The sequence below is a fragment of the Streptomyces tubercidicus genome, assembly GCF_027497495.1.
In the GTDB taxonomy this organism is placed as follows: Bacteria; Actinomycetota; Actinomycetes; order Streptomycetales; family Streptomycetaceae; genus Streptomyces; species Streptomyces tubercidicus.
In genome coordinates this window covers 4,779,823-4,796,605 of the sequence record NZ_CP114205.1, presented here as the reverse complement: position 1 = coordinate 4,796,605, position 16,783 = coordinate 4,779,823, and the positions used below count along the sequence as shown (strand labels likewise).

The following is a 16,783-nucleotide window of genomic DNA, read 5'->3' as shown; positions in this document are numbered from 1 at the left end:
GGTGGCACGGGCGGGCTGGTGCACGGGTGGGTGCGACGTGGACCCCGGCGCGACGGTCGGGGGTTCGGGGTCAGGGCGCGGGCTCGAACTCGGCGCGCAGCAACCGCCGTACGGTGGCGAGGCGTTCGGCGGCCTCGTCGGCGTCCGCACCGTCGACCACGACCAAGCCGTGCACGGTCGCGCCGTCCGCCGTGGCGGGCACAAGGTCCCCGGGGCGGAACGGAAAACGCAACGCGTGCACATGGGGCAGGGCGCGTATGTCGTCGAGGCCGGTCACGGCGGTCAGCCGGCCGGGTGGCAGCTGGAAGAAACCGACCGCGGCGGTGCGTACGGCGTCGGTGTGCGGCAGGCATCCGCCGAGCGTGAGGGTCTGGAAGAACGCCGCCTCCAGGTCGATCCCCCGGGCGAGCCTCAGCAGTAGGGGTATGCCGTCCCGCGAGAACCCGGGGCGGGAGGAGACGATGCGGGGACCGGTGCCGGTCAGTACGACGGTGGTGTCGGCCGGCCCGTGCTCGAATCCCGCGAGGTCCAGCAGTGCGCACACCGCGGACCGGATCTCGGCACCCTCCCGCTCGCCGAGCGGGGCCGGGTGCACATGCTCCAGGGCCACGAAGTGCGGCGGCCCCCCGGTCCTGGTGGCCGTGATGCCGACGACCTGGTGCATACCGTCGACGCTGAGGGTGCTGACGGTGTACTGCGGCCCGGCCAGAAACTCCTCGACGAGATACGGCCCCGGGGTGCGCCCGGCCCAGGCGTCAAGAGCGCCCGGCCCGGGTGCGAGGACGGGGCGGCGGTCGACGTCCCGGGCCAGGGAGCCGACGACGACCGGGTGGCCGCCCAACTCCTTCACGGCGTCGGGCAGTTTGGCCTGCTGCTCGACCCGCCGGAAGCGCACGCTCAGCCTGCTGTGGCCGTCAAGCAGTTCACACAGAGCCGCGCGGTCCCCCAACAGCTGGTGGGCCTGGGGCGGGTTGGCACTGAGTCCCAGCCGGTGGGCCTCCTCCAGCACGGGCCGCATGCCCACCCCGCCGCCCAGATACATCACGTGGGCTATGCCATGCTCCCGGGCGGCCCGCACGACGAGTGCGCGCAGAGCCGACTCGTCGGTGAGGTCGGCGGTCAGGACCCCCTCGGAGTACCGGGCCACATCCCCGCGCTCGGCCGCGTCGCGTCGCACCGGGTCCCACACGGACCAGACCCGGTACCCCGCGTCGACGGCCTTGCGGACGAGCCGGGCGCGCGGCAGCACCATGAGGATGCGGTCAGGTCGGGTCTGCATGGTGAGGCTCCTCGGGAGTCTGGGCGTCGCTACCGGGAGTCTCCGCGCACCTCTTCCCGTTTCGTTCCCGTACGCGTCCGCCAGGCCGGAAACGGGGGCTGACGAACGGCCGGAAAGGGCCACCTCTCGAACGGGGGTCTCACAGAACCGTTACTCCTCTTCGCCCGCCCCGATCCCCAGTTCCGCCTGCAGGATCCGCCCCCGCGCCCGGTACCCCGCCGCCTCATCCTTCTCCCCTAACTCCTCGGCGGCACAAGCCAGTCCGGTCAGGGCGTCGAGGACCTCGGCGCGATAGCCGAGGGCCGTCGCGTGGTCGAGGGCGAGCCGGTGCAGGCGCAGCGCCTGGGCGGGGTCGCCGGCCCTGCGGTGGACCCGGCCGGCGATGTTCTCGACCTCCGAGGCGCGCAGTCGTACGCCGGAGCGGCCGACGATCTCGCGGGCGCGGTCGGCGTCACGCAGGGCCCGCTCGGTGTCCCCGAGCAGCTGGCGGGCCTCCGCCGAGAGGGCGAGGGTCAGCGCGTGGTTCTCCGTCTGCCGGGTCTCGTCGCCCGGCGTCAGTCCGTCGTCGAGGACCGCCAGCGCCCGTTCGGGTTCATCCATGCCCAGCAGCCCGGCGGCCAGGTCGTTCAGGACGAACTTCTCCCGGTCGGGGACGCCGGCGCGGCGGTTGATGCGCAAGGCCTCCTCCGCCGCGGCCACGGCCTCGTGGTGCCGGCCGAGGCGGCGGTAGGCGGAGGAGAGGTTGGCCCAGCTGTCGGCCTCGCCCGTCGCGTATCCGCTCTCGCGCCGCAGCACCACCGCCTGCTCCAGACAGCGGACGGCTTCGGCCAGTTCACCGATGTCCAGGTGGAGCAGCCCAAGCCGCCCGACGCTCATCGCCTCGCCCACCTCATCACCGAGCGCGCGAGCGATCCGGCGGGCCTCGGAGACGCTGTCGATGCCGTCGCGGAAGCGGCCCACCCGCCACTGCGCCACACCGAGGTTATTGAGGCTGAGGCACAGCAGCCGCTGCTCCCCGAGCCGCCGCGCCGCGCGCACGGCCGTGAGGCCCTGGGCGACCTGCTCATCCGGTTTGCTGCGTGTGTACAGATAGAAGGCCAGATTGCGGGAGAGGCGCACCACACAGGCCGGGTCGACGATGTCGCCCTCCCGGTCCATGGCGAGCTGGATCGTCTGGTATTCCCGGTCGAACCAGTCCATGGCCTGCGCCGCCGTCCGCAGCGGGGGCAGTTCGGCGGTCGGCGGAACCTCCACGTCGAACTCCATGCGCAACCGGTCCGGGAACAGCACCTCGCAGGCCGCTTCCGTCGCGTCGAGGTAGTACGGCAGCAGCCGCCCGGCCAGCGCCCCGCCCCCGGCGTCGTCGCCCGGCAGGGAACGGGCGAAGCTGCGCACCAGGTCGTGGAAGCTGTACAGGCCGAGCGCCTGCTGCTGCATCATGTGCGCGTCCAGGAGGTCTTCGAGGAGATCCTCGGCCTCCTGCGCGGAGGTACCCGTCAGGGCCGCGGCCGACCATACGTCGATCTCGGTGCCGGGGTGCTGCCCCAAGAGGCGGAACCCGGCGCGTCCGCTCGCGCTCAGTGCCTGGTACGACAGCTCCAGCGTGGCCGTGACGCTGCGCCGACCGGTGCTCAGCTCGTCGAGTCGGCGCGTCTCGTGGCTGAGCCGCTCCACCAGATGGGCCACCGTCCAGCGGGGCCGGTTGCGCAGCCGGGCCGCCGCGATGCGCAGAGCGAGCGGCAGTCGGCCGCACAGTTCGGCGAGTTCGGCCACCGCCTCGGGCTCGGCCGCGGTCCTCTCGACGCCCAGCGTCTTCGCGAGGAGCGTGGCGCTCTCCTCCGGGGCGAGCGTGCCGAGCCCGATCCACTCGGCGCCGTCGAGGTCGACCAGCCGCCCTCGGCTGGTTATCAGCACCAGGCAGCCGGAGGAGGCGGGCAGCAGCGGGATCACCTGGCCGGGGTCCGCGGCGTTGTCCAGCAGGATCAGCACCCGTTTGCGCGCGACCGTGACCCGCCAGAGCGCCGTCCGCTCCTCGGTGCCCTCCGGAAGCTGCTCGTCCGGTACGCCCAGGGACCGCAGCAGGCTCTCCAGCGCCACCGCAGGCTGCAGGGGCCGCTCGCCGGGGGTGAAGCCGCGCAGGTCGATGAAGAGCTGGCCGTCGGGGTAGTGGTCGGCCAGCCGGTGCGCGGCCCGCACCGCGAGGGTGGTCTTGCCGGAGCCGCCCATGCCGTCGAGGGCGATGATCCGGGTGCCCTCGCCGCCGGGCTCGCCGGCCTTCTCCAGCAGCAGCCGCTGCTTGTCGTCCCTGCCGGTGAAGTCGGTCAGGTCGTACGGCAGCGTGCACACGCCCCGGTCCGCCACGCCCGGCTCGGACACGGGGGCCGCCAGTGCGGGCTGCGGTTCGGCGGGCGACGGAGCCGATTCGAGGTCCTCACGCAGGATCCCCTCGTACAGGCGGGTGAGCTGGGCGCCCGGGTCGATGCCGAGCTCCTCGACGAGTAATCGGCGTACGGCCGCGTACTCCTCCAGGGCCTCGGCGCCGCGCCCGGAGCGGTACAGGGCGAGCATGAGATGCCCACGCAGGGTCTCGCGCAGCGGGTGACGGGAGATCACATCTCTTAAGTCGCCGACGAGTTCCGCGGCGTCGCCATGGGCCAGGCGCAGTTCGAAATGCTGCTCGGCCGCGGTCAGCCGGCGTTCCTCCCACACCGTCGCCGCCGCCTCGATGACCCTGCCGCCACGGCCGGCCATGATCGGGCCGCGCCACAGCGCGAGCGCCTGGCGCAGGGCCGCCTCCGCTTCGGCCGTACGGTCTGCGCCGACCGCCGCATGGGCAACGCGCAGCAGGTCTGCGAAGTCGTTGAGGTCGAGCTGACCGTCACCCAGTTCGACGCGGTAGCCGGGGTCGTCGGTGACGACGACATCGGCGCCGCGCGGTATACGCCGACGCAGTTCCGAAACCGCCTTGCGCACCTGGTGTTCGGCACTCGTGGGCGGTTCCTCGTCCCAGGCGGCCTCAACCAGGCGGGTGACCGGGACGATCCTGCCGGGCTCAAAGAGCAGGGTGGCGAGCACGCGTTCCTGGATCGATCCCCCGAACCGCAGCCGGGTCCCCCCGGCCCAGCCCTCCAGCGTGCCCAGGATGTTGAAACGAAGATGGTCCGACTCGACCCCCGTCACCGTGCCCCCTCAGTCAGGTAGAGCCCCCCGCCCCGGGCGTCGTCTCAGCAAGATCCTCGCCGTTTCCCAGTGTTCAGGGAAGAACCCGGGACACCACCGACGGACAGGCAGGAGTGCCGACGACACTGCAGAACACCTCAGTTGCCCAGGAATCATAAGACCTCACGGCCGAGCCTTCGAGAGCCTCCCTTCGATGCCGGCAAGATCGAAAAGGCCGCCGCCTGCGTGACCCCCGCCTTCCGCAACACACCGCAGTTTTGGGCCGAGTAGCTGGGCGACATCCTGGGGCCGCGGGCGCTGTTGACGGCTGAGACGGTCAATCCGATCCGCTGTTTCAAGGCACGTGGCGCCTGGTTCATCCCTCCGACCATGCAGATGCACTCCTTTCCGTGAAGATCGGCTCCACCCCCTTCACCGGCTGCTTGACCAGCCGGTGGGCTTGGTCCGTGACCTTGAACTCGGAGATCTCCGGCCGAATCCGCGACTACCGCCCGAGGCTGCCGCACCGGCCGTGGGCGCCGGACGCCGACCAGCTCCGTGCAACGGTGGCGGCCACCGCCCCGGCCACCTGCTATGAGGCGCGGCGGCTTCTGCATGCCGTCGGGCGGCTGGCCGTGTGGGCCGACAGGACTTCCGCGCGATCCGGTGGTGTGGCTGCGGACGGAGACGATCGACGCGTTCGTGCTGTCCCATCAGGCATGCCCGAGAGACCTATCACTCCGCTGATCTGGGGTTTTGCGCTGGTTGGCATGGAAGCGCGCTTTCTTCTGACGATTCCCACACGTGTTCATGTCGCACCATTTGCGGGTGCGGCTTTGGCTGGTGTCGAAGAAGGCGGCTTGGCAGGTCGGTGATGCACACAAGGCCAATCTTCCGTCGCGTTCGCCTGCGATGATGCTGATCGCGTCGGCGGCGATCACGCTGAGGGCATCTTCCACACAGGAAGCCGAGCTGAGCCGCCATTGCCGATTACCCTCGGGGGTCAAGATCGCTGAGGCCCGCCCCTGAGCGCTGCAGTCATTGATGACTTGGACCGCAGATGCAGGGAGAGCGTCCTGGATCGCGGCCGCTGTCGCGGCGGCGTGAATCGACTCCCTCAGTTCCCGAGCGCGGTCGAGCTGGGCAGTGGTGCAGGAGTCCACGGCGAGGCCGTACACCGCCAGCCAGTCGATGAGTCGCTGCGGCGTGGGAATGCGCTCCACGGAGTCGCCATGACGCTCCGACAGAGTCCCCGTGAAGCTGGTCGCCAGCACGTTGCCGAGGCGGAAGTCAGGGAATCCAGCGCGCATGGAACCACCTTAGGTGGTTGCAGTGCGGTTCGGGAAGCTGCTAGAACCACCTTAGCCGGTTCCGCGATGCCCAGGAGGTCTCATGCCCCGTCTCGCCAGCGACGTGCAAGCATGCGAAGCCCACGCAACTGACGCTGACCTCGACGATCTGCGCGCGCGACTGGCCGCGGCGCGACTACCGGAGGCCGAGACGGTCTATCGCGCCGCGCCCGGCCCTCGCCGATGGGACCAGGGCGTCCCTCTCGCCGACCTCGTCGATGTCGTGAACTACTGGCGCACCGAGTACAACTGGCGGTCGTTCGAAGCGCGCCTCAACCGCATCGGCCAGTTCCGCACGACCATTGATGATCTGGGAATCCACTTCCTGCACCGCCGATCCGCGCGCGCAGATGCCACTCCTCTGATCTTGACGCACGGGTGGCCGGACAGCATTGCCCGGTTCGTCGATGTAGTGGACGAGCTGGCAGATCCCAAAGATGCAGACGCGCCGGCGTTCCACGTCGTGGTTCCATCGCTGCCAGGCTTCGGTTACAGCGACAAGCCGGCCACCACCGGGTGGGGAACCGAAAAGATCGCAGCCGCATGGGTGGAGCTGATGGGAAGGCTCGGCTACAGCAAGTTCGCAGCCCACGGCGGCGACTGGGGAGGGAATATCACCACGGTTCTCGGCGGCAGGTTCCCGGCGCACATTCTCGGCATCCACACAACGTTCGCGGAGGGGCCGCCCGGTCTGACAACGGACGGGCTGACGGCGGTCGAGCGCAAGTGGACCGAGGAAACCCGCGATTTCTGGCGCCACCGCGCGGCGTACGCGAAGCAGCAGGCGACCCGACCGCAGACCATCGGCTACTCGCTCGTCGACTCACCGGTCGGGCTTCTTGCCTGGATCCTTGACAAGTTCGCCGAGTGGTCAGACACCGAAGACAGCCCGTTCGAGACGATTTCCAGAGACAGGGTTCTTGACAACGTCACCCTGTATTGGCTGACACGGACCGGCGCATCGTCGGCCCGCATTTACTACGAAAGCCACAACTCGCTGGACCCCGAACTTCGGGTCGACGTCCCGTCAGCAATCACTATGTATCCCCGCGACGTCGAGAAGTGTCCGCGCGCCTGGGCACAGGAACGGTACCGACAGATCGTCCGATGGAGGGCGCCCGAAATCGGGGGACATTTCCCGTCGCTGGAGGTTCCCGAGTATTTCGTCAAGGACCTGCAAGAAGGCCTCGCGACAGTGCTGGCCGCTCATCGGTGAACGCGGCTCGGCGACCCGGCACTGCCCCCGCTTCCAGCTCAGCAACGGCAAACCCGCATCGCGCCCCGCGGTGGTGGACCTCACCTCTGTGCGTTCCACCGCCGCCCACCCCACAGCCAAGCCCACCGTCCCCATCGACCCGGCAGAACGGCTGCGGCCTCTACCCAAGACCCAGCTGCCACGCAGCTGCCAGAAGCCGACCATCACTATCCACCCCGGCGACCTCGGCCAGCGCGACAGATACCGCCAGGACCTCCGCCACCTCAGCCCCTCCTGGCGCGACGCCTTCAAGCCCATCCGCGCCAACAACGAAGGACTCAACGGCCGCGCCAAGAGCCACCGCATCGACATCTCCCGCCCCGAGAAACGCCTCGCCCACGGCAGAGTCGCCCAGACCATCCTCGTCGCCCTCATGATCTGCACCCTCAACCTGCAGATCATCTACAGCTGGCACCTCACCACCGGCACCCAACCCGCACCCACAGACGAGGACACCTGCCCCAAAACCGATGGCATCGTGCCGAGACCTCCAGCCGTCAACGGCATCCCGCCACTCCGCTGAACTCCGCAAGGCCCAGATCCTGAATGAACCTCCCCAGCGCCTGCCGGCCCCGGCCCGCAGGCGCCGCGGCATGCCCTCCGCACACCGGACCACTCAGAACCACCACCACGGACCACCGAGAACCCGTGCCACACGCCATCCGAGTTCGGATCTCGCCTCGAACAGCGCCTCACAATGCAGAAATCCCGCCCGATCAACCGATCGGACGGGATCTCGTCAACCGCCCCCGAGCTAACTCAAGAACGGCCGTGCGGTGGACCTGAGGGGATTCGAACCCCTGACCCCCTCGTTGCGAACGAGGTGCGCTACCAGCTGCGCCACAGGCCCTTGCGACGAGTGAAACTCTAGCATCTCGGTCGCGGTGCTCGGAAATCGCTTCCGGTGCTGGTCAGCGGAGGGCCGTCACTCGTTCGCGGCGCGCGGGCGGTCCTCGTTCTCGTACTGGTCGAAGAGGGGGGTGCGGCCGCGGGTGCGGCGGCCGGGGTGGGTGGGGCGGTCCGCCTGGGGGTCGTGGTGGGGGTGGTCGGCGGCGGCGCTGGAGCGGGCGGAGCTCCAGGCGTCGTCGGCGTCCAGGTCGACATGGCTGGTGGCGCGCGGGGCGACCGGGGCGGTGACGTAGGTGGGCAGGGGGACCGGGACCGGCTCCCAGCTGTCGGCGGCGGGGTGCGGGCGCTCGCGTTCGCGCTGCTGGTCGACCCACTCGGCGTGGTCGGTCTCCTCGACCAGGGCGCGGCGGCCCGCGGTGTGGGCGGGGGTCGCGGGGCGGGGCGGTTCGGGGGCGGTGTCGGCCGGGGTGTCAGTGCGGGCCTCGGCCGGGTGCTCGTCGGCGGGCGGCTGGTCGGCCGCCTGCGGAGGGCGGCGCCGGCCCTCCCGCAGTCGCTGGGCCGCCGCCTCCGCCTTGCGCCGGTCCATGGTGAAGGTGAAGCGCCGCCGTTCCTGGGCGCGCAGGTAAATGATGTACGCGGTCAGGAGGAGGGCGGGCAGGGCGGGGGCCCACAGGAAGGGGATCCCGCCGACCGCGGCGACGACGGCGCCGACGGTGAAGGTGAGGAACAGGATGGTGATGGTGCGCCGGCGGCGGGCGAGGACCTTGGCGCGCTTGGTCCGCTCGGCGGCGGAGGGGCGCGGCGGGGCAGCCTGCACCCGGGTGTGGCCGGCCTCGACCGCCTCCGCCGCGGCGGGGTCGCCGAAGGCCCGGTCGGCGGCCTCGTCGGCCGGGGCGTCCGGGTCCGCTGCGTCGCCCGCATCGTCGGCGGGGTACTCCCCGTGCCGCTTGTCGTAGCGGCGCTGCATGGCCGCCCGTCCGGACAGCAGCCGGATGGCGGTGCTGAAGCGCTCGGTCGGACGGGCCTCGTTGAGCTCGTCCTGCCTACGGAGCCACATCGGCACCAAATAGGCGGCCCAGGCCCCGACGATGACTGCGTAGATGAGGCCGCTGCTTCTCACAACTCACACGGTAGAGGGGTTTGCGTGGGGCCATCCGCCAATTGAGCCGGTGTGTCGCACGATCTGGCTGATATCTCGAACTTTTTTGTGATCGTAGAGATCAGCACCCCTGCCAATCCGGTCAATCGGCGAATGCATTCGAACATTTATTTTATTTGTGGGGTGCGCCGGGGGTACGGGGTTTCCGCCGCCGGTAGCGGTTGAGCAGGCCCTCGGGCACCTCTTCCGCGGTGAGGGCGAAAACGGCGTGATCGCGCCAGGCGCCGTCGATGTGCAGGTAGCGCGGGCGGATGCCTTCTTCGCGGAAGCCGAGCTTTTCGACCACCCGGCGGCTGGGGGTGTTCTCCGGGCGAATGCAGATCTCGATGCGGTGCAGTCCCACGGAGCGGAAACAGTGGTCGACGGCGAGCGCCACGGCCGTCGGGATGACGCCACGTCCGGCGACGTCCCGGTCGACCCAGTAACCGACATGGCCGGAGCACATGGAGCCCCAGGTGATGCCCGCGACCGTCAGCTGGCCGACGAGCCGGCCGCGGTATTCGACGACGAACGGCAGCATCCGCCCGGCGTGCGCCTCGCCGCGGAGATGGCGCACCATCTGACGGTACGTCGGGCGGTGCGGCGGGGCGAGGCCCGGCGGGGGCGGCGGGATGGTCGCTTCCCAGGGGCGCAGCCAGTCGCGGTTACGGCGGTTGACCTCGCGCCAGGCCCGTTGGTCGCGCACCCTTATCGGGCGGAGGGTGACCTCACCGTCCGTCAGGATCACCGGCCAGGGCGCGTTCAGCTCGGGCTCCCGGAAGGTCTGGGGTGGTCGCCGCCGCGGATCTGGTCGACGGCGTGCGGCAGCAGGCCGGTGAGGACGGCGAGGCCGTCGCGGACGCCGCCGGAGGAGCCGGGGAGGTTGACGATCAGGGTCGTCCCGGCGACGCCCGCCAGGCCGCGGGAGAGCGCGGCGGTGGGGACCTTCGTCAGACCGGCGGCGCGGATCGCCTCGGGGATGCCGGGGATCTCGTAGTCCAGGACCCGGCGGGTGGCCTCGGGGGTGCGGTCGGTGGGGGTGAGGCCGGTGCCGCCGGTGGTGAGGATGACGGCGTAGCGGCCGTCGGCGACGGCCTCGCGCAGGGCGGCCTCCACCGGCTCGCCGTCGGGCACCACCTGCGGGCCGTCGACCTCGAAGCCCATGGCGGTCAGGCCCTCGGCGAGCAGCGGGCCGCTCTTGTCGGGGTAGACGCCGGCGGCGGCGCGGTTGGAGGCGGTGACGACCAGGGCGCGGGCGGGTGTCATGACCGGCTCCAGTCGCCGGACTTGCCCCCGGTCTTCTCCTCCACGCGGATGTCGGAGATCACCGCGGCCTTGTCGACGGCCTTGACCATGTCGACGACGGTGAGTGCGGCGACCGAGACGGCGGTCAGGGCCTCCATCTCGACGCCCGTGCGGTCGGTGGTCTTGACGGTGGCCGTGATCTCGACGGCGTCGTCCGTGAGGGAGAGATCCACCTTCACCCCCGAGACGGCCAGCGGGTGGCAGAGCGGGATCAGCTCGGGGGTGCGCTTGGCGCCCATGATGCCGGCGATCCGGGCGGTGGCCAGGGCATCGCCCTTGGGCATGCCCTCGCCCCGCAGCAGCTCGATGACCTGCGAGGACACCTGGACGCGGCCTCGGGCGGTGGCGGTGCGGGCGGTGACGTCCTTCCCGGAGACGTCGACCATCCGCGCCGCGCCCGCCGCGTCGAGATGGGTGAGGTGTTGCTGGCCGCTGCTCATCGTTCTCCCGGTACCAAACTGCCGCCTGTGGGACGACACCGTACCCCCGGCGGCGGCAGGTCAGCCGAGCAGGACGACGTCCACGTCCGTGCCCGCGGGGACCTCGGTGGTGTCCTCGGGGACGATGATCAGGGCGTTGGCGTGCGCCATGGCTTTGATCAGGTGGGAGCCGGCGCCGCCGACGGGGGTGACCGTGCCGGCGTCGGCGTCGTAGGAACCGCGCAGGAACTGGCGTTTCCCCTTGGGCGAGGAGGCGACGGCCTCGGTGCACCGGGCGGGAGTCGTGGGGCGGTGGATCTCGGGCAGTCCCATGAGGGCGCGGATGGCCGGGCGGACGAACAGCTCGAAGGAGACATACGAGCTGACGGGGTTGCCGGGCAGGGCGAGCAGCGGGATGCGGTCGGGGCCGATGAGGCCGAAGCCCTGGGGCTTGCCGGGCTGCATGGCGAGCCGGCGGAACTCGACGGTGGCCCCGGCGAGGGCCGAGCCGTCGGGTTCCGTGGCGGACAGCGCGATCAGGGTCTCCTTGACCACGTCATACGCGCCGACGCTGACGCCGCCGCTGGTGACAAGGATGTCGGCCCGGATGAGCTGGTCCTCCAGGGTGGAGCGGAGGGTGTCGGCGTCGTCGGCGACCGCGCCGACGCGGTAGGCGATGGCTCCGGCGTCGCGGGCGGCGGCGGTCAGCTGGAAGCTGTTGGAGTCGTGGATCTCGCCGGGGCCCAACGGCTCGCCGGGCTGGATCAGTTCACTGCCGGTCGACAGCACCACGACACGGGGGCGGGGGTGGACCCGGACCGTGCCGCGGCCGATGGCGGCGAGCAGGCCGATCTGGGAGGGGCCGAGGACCGTGCCCGCCCGCAGGGCCGGTTCGCCTTCGGTGACGTCACTGCCGCGGGCGCGGATATGAGCGCCGGCGGCCGCCGGGCGGTGGACGCGGACCTCGCCGCCGGCGTCCTGGGGGGCGGCGCTGTGGGCGCGCATCGTGGCGGCCGGTCCCTGGCCCGTGCCGCCGTCGGTCCACTCGACGGGGACGACGGCCTCGGCGCCGGGCGGCACCGGGGCGCCGGTCATGATGCGGACGGCCTGGCCGGGCCCGACCGCGGGGAGTTCGCCGCTGCCGGCCGCGGCATCGCCGATGACGGTCAGGGTGACCGGGGCGCTGTCCGTGGCGTCGGCGACATCGGCGGCGCGGACCGCGTAGCCGTCCATGGAGCTGTTGTCGAAGGGCGGCAGGGCGACGGGGGCCGTGATGTCCTCGACCAGGACGCAGCCCTGGGCGTCGAGGAGTTGCAGCTCGATCGGGTCCAGCGGGGCGATCTTCGACAGGACGTCGTCGAGATGCTCGGCCACCGACCAGACGCGGTCCTGGTGGCGGGTCTGGTCGGTGGTGCCGTTCAACGTCTTACATCTCCTCGGTGACGTAACTGCGAAGCCAGGTCCGGAAGTCCGGGCCCAGGTCTTCACGTTCGCATGCCAGTCGGACAATGGCACGCAGATAGTCACCGCGGTCGCCGGTGTCATAGCGGCGGCCCTTGAAGACCACGCCGTGTACGGGGCCGCCGAGGGCGGGGTCGGCGGCCAGCGCCTGGAGGGCGTCGGTGAGCTGGATTTCGCCGCCGCGGCCGGGGGCGGTCTTGCGCAGCACCTCGAAGACGGCCGGGTCCAGGACATAGCGGCCGATGATGGCGAGGTTGCTGGGAGCGTCGGCCGGGTCGGGCTTCTCGACCAGGTCGGAGACGGCCACGACGTCGTCGTCGCCGGTGGGGGTGGCGGCCGCGCAGCCGTAGAGGTGGATCTGCGCCGGGTCGACCTCCATGAGGGCGATGACGGAGCCGCCGTACTGCTCCTGTATCTCGACCATGCGTGCCAGCAGCGGGTCGCGGGGGTCGATCAGGTCGTCGCCCAGGAGGACCGCGAAGGGCTGGTCGCCCACGTGCGGTGCGGCACACAGCACGGCGTGGCCCAGACCCCTGGGGTCGCCCTGGCGTACGTAGTGCATGGTCGCCAGGTCGCTGGACTCCTGCACCTTGGCGAGCCGGGACTCGTCGCCCTTGCGGTGCAGGGCCTCTTCGAGCTCGTAATTACGGTCGAAGTGGTCTTCCAGGGGGCGCTTGTTGCGGCCGGTCACCATCAGGACGTCGGAGAGCCCGGCGGCGGCGGCCTCCTCCACCACGTACTGGATGGCGGGCTTGTCGACGACCGGGAGCATCTCCTTGGGTGTGGCCTTGGTGGCGGGGAGAAACCTGGTGCCGAGGCCGGCTGCGGGGATGACAGCCTTGCTGATCCGTGTGTGCGATGGGGTCATGCGCGCCACCATAACCGGCCCTATCGGAACGATGATGAGGGTCTGGCGAAAAGAGCATGAGAGTGGAGCAAGGGCACACAGTGAGCGCGAATCACGATAGAAAGCGCAGGTTGCGGCGGGACCTCCTGGAGGTGAGGAGAGCGTTGCCGCCGGATGTCGTCGCGGCGACGGGGGAGGCGCTGGCCCGGCGCGCGCTGGAGCTGGACGAGTTGGTGTGGCCGGTCTCCCCGCGGCCCGAGGTGCCGCCGACGGTCGCCGCGTATGTCTCGATAGGTGGCGAGCCCTCCACCCGCGCCCTGCTCGATCTGCTGCGGGCGGAGGGGGTGCGGGTGCTGCTGCCGGTGCTGCTGGCGGACAACGATCTGGACTGGGCGCTCTACGAGGGCGCGGACGGGCTCGTACGGGCGGGCCGCGGGCTGCTGGAGCCGGACGGGCAGCGGCTGGGCCCGGAGGCCGTCACGGAGGCGGATGTGGTGCTGCTGCCGGGCCTCGCGGTGGACCGCGGCGGGCTGCGGCTGGGGCGCGGCGGCGGCTCCTACGACCGGGTGCTGGCGCGGCTGGCGCGGGCCGGGGCGCGGGCGTCGCTGGTGGTGCTGCTGTACGACGCGGAGGTGCTGGCGGAGGTGCCGGCCGAGCCGCACGACCGGCATGTGCATGCCGCGGTGACCCCGTCGGGGGTGCACCGGTTCAGGGAGCCGGGCGAGCTTCCGGAGGACTGAGGCGGGCCGCATACGGGCGGGCGGCGCGGAATACGAACGGACGGGCGGGCCGGACGGCGCGGCCGGGCCGGAAACGGAAAGCCGTCGGGCGGACCGGAATCCTCCGGCCCGCCCGACGGCTCGGCGCTCACCAGGTGGCGGGGCGCGCGGCCCCCGCCCCTACGGGGACAGCGTCAGGGTGTCCTTGGTCGCGTCCTTCACGGCCTTCTCGCTGTAGGCCCAGGGCAGCAGATCGCCCTTGGCCCACTTGTCGGTCTGGTCGTAGTAGTGGGCGGCGTAGGCGTGCCCGGAGGCGCCGGTGAGGTTGATCCAGCGGGACTTGTCCAGGTCGGCGAGGTTGACGACCATCCGCATCGACGGGACCCAGGTGACCTGGTAGCCGCCGGCGGCGTTCCAGCCGGTGGCGTCGACCGCGGCCTCGCCGCCGCCGAGGTTCCAGGGGCCGCGGTTGAACAGGCCCTGCAGCATGCCGGGTCCGTCCTTGCCCAGGGTCTGGTTGGTCAGGAACATCTGGTGCAGCCGTCCCCAGCTCCAGTTGTCGATGTTCTTGCCCAGTTTGGAGGTCAGCTCGTAGCGCGCGTCCTTCATGGCGTGGGCCAGGAGCTGGTCGCGGTTCTTGTCACCGGGGCGGTTGGGCCGGTCCTCGGTCTTCCACCACGCGTTGTTCGGGTCGTCCAGGATGCCGCGGACGACCTCGTACCAGCGGTCGCCGCCGTCGGGCTGGGCGGTGTCCCCGGCCCGCTCACCGCATTCGCGGAGGTACTTGTCGTTCTCGTCGGCGGGGCCGGTCTCGTCGGCCGGGCGGACGGTGAGGCACTGCCCGTCGGGGCGGACCTCCTTGGGCATCTTGTTGCCGAAGGCGAGCTTGAGGGTGTTGCGCCAGACGGCGTTGAAGTAGGCGGCCGCGGCGGAGTCGGGCTCCTGGGTGAAGTCCCAGCCCTCCAGCAGCTGCTGGGCGTCGCGGACGTACTTGTCCTTGATGTCGATCTTCGTCAGGTAGGGCGTCAGCAGCCGGGCGATCTCGCTGCTGTTGTCCTTCTGGAAGGTCTGCATGTCGTCGGTGGAGACCTTGCCGCCGTCCTTGATCTTCGACTCGATCAGGTCGTTGATCCGCTGGCTGCGGGAGCCGTAGCCCCAGTCCTTGGTGAGGAGGTAGGGGTACTTCTCGTCGGCGACGGCCTGGTTGGCGGTGACGATGTAGCCGCGCTGGGGGTTGTACTCGTACGGCAGGGCCTTTTGCGGGATGTAGCCGGTCCACCGGTACTTCGGGTCCCAGCCGGGCGCCGGGTAGGTGCCGTCGAACTGGCCCTCCCCCTTGCCGCGGACCGGGATCCGGCCCGGGGCCTGGTAGCCGATGTTGCCCTTGGTGTCGGCGTAGACCAGGTTCTGGGACGGGACCTCGAAGTGCTCGGCGGCCTTGCGGAAGCCGTTCCAGTCCTTGGCGCGGTTCATCTCGAAGACGGCGTCCATGGACTTGCCGGGGTCCAGCGCGGTCCAGCGCAGCGATACGGCGTAGCCGTCACCGCGGTCCGGGGCGGCGTTGCCGACGGGGGCGTCCTTGCCGACCTCGGCCAGTTGGCCGTCGCGGTCGGAGACGATCGGCCCGTTCCTGGTGGACCGGACGGTGATCTCGCGGCTCTCGCCGCCGGCGACCTTGATGGTCTCCTTGCGGGTTATGAAGGGCCGCTGCCTGTTGTCGTAGAAGTACCCGTCGGCGTTGACCTTCTCCAGGTACAGGTCGGTGACGTCCGCGCCCATGTTGGTCATGCCCCAGGAGATGTCCTGGTTGTGGCCGATGACGACGCCGGGCATCCCGGCGAAGGTGAAGCCGGAGGCGTCGTAGTTGCACTTGGGGCCGGTGGTGCGGCAGTGCAGGCCCATCTGGTACCAGAGCGACGGCATCTGGGGGGCCAGGTGCGGGTCGTTGGCGAGCAGCGGCTTGCCGGTGGTGGTGTGGGTGCCGGAGACGACCCAGGAGTTGGAGCCGATGCCGTTGCCGTTGGGGCCGAGCAGCGCCGGGACCTCGTCCAGCGTCTTGGACAGCGAGGACAGCTGCGACTGCAGGCCCGCGGTGGCCCCGGCGGCGCCGGCCGGGGCGGCGTTCGCCGAACCGCCGGGCTTGAACCGCTTGGTGGCCGGGTCGACCGCACCGCCCTCGACGATCGGCTTGTTCCGCTTGTACGGGTATGCCGGGTAGAGCTGGGCGATCTGCGCGGGGGTGAGGCGGCTGGTCATCAGGGACCGGTCGATCTCGTCCTGCATGTTGCCGCGCAGGTCCCAGGCCATCGCCTTGAGCCAGGCCACCGAGTCGACCGGGGTCCACTTCTCGGGCTTGTAGTCGTTCTCGAAGTCCAGCGCCGCGTACTCCAGGGACAGCGCCGAGCCCTCGTGGTCCTTGAGGTAGGCGTTGACACCCGCGGAGTAGGACTGGAGGTACTTCTTGGTGCTGGGCGACAGCTTGGTGTCGTACTCCTTCTGCGCCACGTCGTGCCAGCCGAGGGTGCGCAGGAACGAGTCGCTCTTGACCTGGCTCTTGCCGAACATCTCCGAGAGCCGGCCGGAGGTCATATGGCGCCGGACGTCCATCTCCCAGAAGCGGTCCTGGGCCTGGACGTATCCCTGGGCGCGGAAGAGGTCTTCGTCGGTGTCGGCGTAGATCTGCGGAATGCCGTGGGCGTCACGGGTGACGTCCACCGGGTTGGTCAGACCCGGGACTTTGAGTGAGCCCGTGGTCTGCGGGAACGACGCTCTGACCGTACTGACACCCCAGAACGCGCCGAAGCCGATGCCCGCCACGAGCAGCAGCACGACCGTGATCGCGACGAGGCGGCCGCGCCGCCCCTTCTTCTTCCTGGGGACTGGGCCGGACTTGTTGGCGGGCATCTCTGTCCTTCGAGGGGCAGGGTGGGAGTGCTGGAGCAACCATAGGCGCACGGGTTCAAAGACCCCTACGCGGAGTCACCGCAGGCGTAGCCAACGTTC

General features: G+C 70.6%; 13 protein-coding genes and 1 tRNA gene. 3 read left to right on the top strand and 11 right to left on the bottom strand.

Annotation, left to right across the window (positions count from 1 at the left end; translation table 11 throughout):
* Positions 1-70: 70 nt before the first annotated feature.
* From STRTU_RS20965 to STRTU_RS20955, 3 genes are all read right to left on the bottom strand, one after another.
* Positions 71-1,279 (bottom strand): ATP-grasp domain-containing protein, encoded by a 1,209-nt coding sequence (locus STRTU_RS20965; protein WP_159745086.1) that lies wholly within the window; start codon positions 1,277-1,279, stop codon positions 71-73.
* A gap of 150 nt (positions 1,280-1,429) precedes the next feature.
* Complete coding sequence (locus tag STRTU_RS20960) at positions 1,430-4,459, bottom strand: AfsR/SARP family transcriptional regulator (protein WP_159745084.1); 3,030 nt, start codon at positions 4,457-4,459, stop codon at positions 1,430-1,432.
* Positions 4,460-5,151: 692 nt separating this feature from the next.
* Positions 5,152-5,748 (bottom strand): CGNR zinc finger domain-containing protein, encoded by a 597-nt coding sequence (locus STRTU_RS20955; protein WP_159745081.1) that lies wholly within the window; start codon positions 5,746-5,748, stop codon positions 5,152-5,154.
* An 82-nt stretch (positions 5,749-5,830) separates the two neighbouring features.
* Between STRTU_RS20955 and STRTU_RS20950 the strand changes: the two genes are divergently transcribed.
* Both STRTU_RS20950 and STRTU_RS20945 read left to right on the top strand, forming a co-directional pair.
* The gene (locus tag STRTU_RS20950) at positions 5,831-7,003 is read left to right on the top strand and encodes an epoxide hydrolase family protein (protein ID WP_159745079.1); all 1,173 of its coding nucleotides are present in this window, start codon (positions 5,831-5,833) and stop codon (positions 7,001-7,003) included.
* An 88-nt stretch (positions 7,004-7,091) separates the two neighbouring features.
* Positions 7,092-7,565 (top strand): hypothetical protein, encoded by a 474-nt coding sequence (locus STRTU_RS20945; protein ID WP_159745077.1) that lies wholly within the window; start codon positions 7,092-7,094, stop codon positions 7,563-7,565.
* A 254-nt stretch (positions 7,566-7,819) separates the two neighbouring features.
* Here the strand turns inward: STRTU_RS20945 and STRTU_RS20940 are convergent.
* From STRTU_RS20940 to galU, 7 genes are all read right to left on the bottom strand, one after another.
* A tRNA-Ala gene (locus tag STRTU_RS20940) sits at positions 7,820-7,892 on the bottom strand.
* A gap of 75 nt (positions 7,893-7,967) precedes the next feature.
* Entirely contained in the window at positions 7,968-9,011 is a 1,044-nt protein-coding gene (gene sepX, locus STRTU_RS20935) for a divisome protein SepX/GlpR (protein WP_159745075.1), read from the bottom strand.
* Between the two features lie 151 nt (positions 9,012-9,162).
* Positions 9,163-9,777, bottom strand: coding sequence for a GNAT family N-acetyltransferase (locus STRTU_RS20930; RefSeq protein WP_159745073.1), 615 nt, complete (start codon positions 9,775-9,777; stop codon positions 9,163-9,165).
* Positions 9,778-9,791: 14 nt separating this feature from the next.
* The gene (locus tag STRTU_RS20925) at positions 9,792-10,295 is read right to left on the bottom strand and encodes a MogA/MoaB family molybdenum cofactor biosynthesis protein (RefSeq protein ID WP_159745071.1); all 504 of its coding nucleotides are present in this window, start codon (positions 10,293-10,295) and stop codon (positions 9,792-9,794) included.
* On the bottom strand, positions 10,292-10,774 hold the full coding sequence (moaC, locus tag STRTU_RS20920; protein WP_159745069.1) for a cyclic pyranopterin monophosphate synthase MoaC: 483 nt from the start codon (positions 10,772-10,774) through the stop codon (positions 10,292-10,294). The genes STRTU_RS20925 and moaC overlap by 4 nt, the downstream gene beginning before the upstream one ends.
* A gap of 60 nt (positions 10,775-10,834) precedes the next feature.
* Positions 10,835-12,175 (bottom strand): molybdotransferase-like divisome protein Glp, encoded by a 1,341-nt coding sequence (gene glp, locus STRTU_RS20915; RefSeq protein WP_159745067.1) that lies wholly within the window; start codon positions 12,173-12,175, stop codon positions 10,835-10,837.
* Positions 12,176-12,179: 4 nt separating this feature from the next.
* Positions 12,180-13,082, bottom strand: a complete 903-nt coding sequence (galU, locus tag STRTU_RS20910; RefSeq protein ID WP_159745065.1) for a UTP--glucose-1-phosphate uridylyltransferase GalU — start codon at positions 13,080-13,082, stop codon at positions 12,180-12,182.
* A 56-nt stretch (positions 13,083-13,138) separates the two neighbouring features.
* On the opposite strand from galU, the gene STRTU_RS20905 reads away from it, so the two are divergent.
* Entirely contained in the window at positions 13,139-13,801 is a 663-nt protein-coding gene (locus STRTU_RS20905; RefSeq protein ID WP_167539181.1) for a 5-formyltetrahydrofolate cyclo-ligase, read from the top strand.
* A gap of 159 nt (positions 13,802-13,960) precedes the next feature.
* Here the strand turns inward: STRTU_RS20905 and STRTU_RS20900 are convergent, their stop codons facing one another.
* The gene (locus STRTU_RS20900; protein WP_159745061.1) at positions 13,961-16,684 is read right to left on the bottom strand and encodes a penicillin acylase family protein; all 2,724 of its coding nucleotides are present in this window, start codon (positions 16,682-16,684) and stop codon (positions 13,961-13,963) included.
* Positions 16,685-16,783 lie beyond the last annotated feature (99 nt).

Coding starts and splice junctions, on each gene's coding strand:
- STRTU_RS20905 (WP_167539181.1), top strand. CDS start 13,139: ATGAGAGTGGAGCAAGGGCACACAGTGAGCGCGAATCACGATAGAAAG.
- STRTU_RS20955 (WP_159745081.1), bottom strand. CDS start 5,748: ATGCGCGCTGGATTCCCTGACTTCCGCCTCGGCAACGTGCTGGCGACC.
- moaC (WP_159745069.1), bottom strand. CDS start 10,774: ATGAGCAGCGGCCAGCAACACCTCACCCATCTCGACGCGGCGGGCGCG.
- STRTU_RS20900 (WP_159745061.1), bottom strand. CDS start 16,684: ATGCCCGCCAACAAGTCCGGCCCAGTCCCCAGGAAGAAGAAGGGGCGG.
- STRTU_RS20965 (WP_159745086.1), bottom strand. CDS start 1,279: ATGCAGACCCGACCTGACCGCATCCTCATGGTGCTGCCGCGCGCCCGG.
- STRTU_RS20950 (WP_159745079.1), top strand. CDS start 5,831: ATGCCCCGTCTCGCCAGCGACGTGCAAGCATGCGAAGCCCACGCAACT.
- STRTU_RS20925 (WP_159745071.1), bottom strand. CDS start 10,295: ATGACACCCGCCCGCGCCCTGGTCGTCACCGCCTCCAACCGCGCCGCC.
- galU (WP_159745065.1), bottom strand. CDS start 13,082: ATGACCCCATCGCACACACGGATCAGCAAGGCTGTCATCCCCGCAGCC.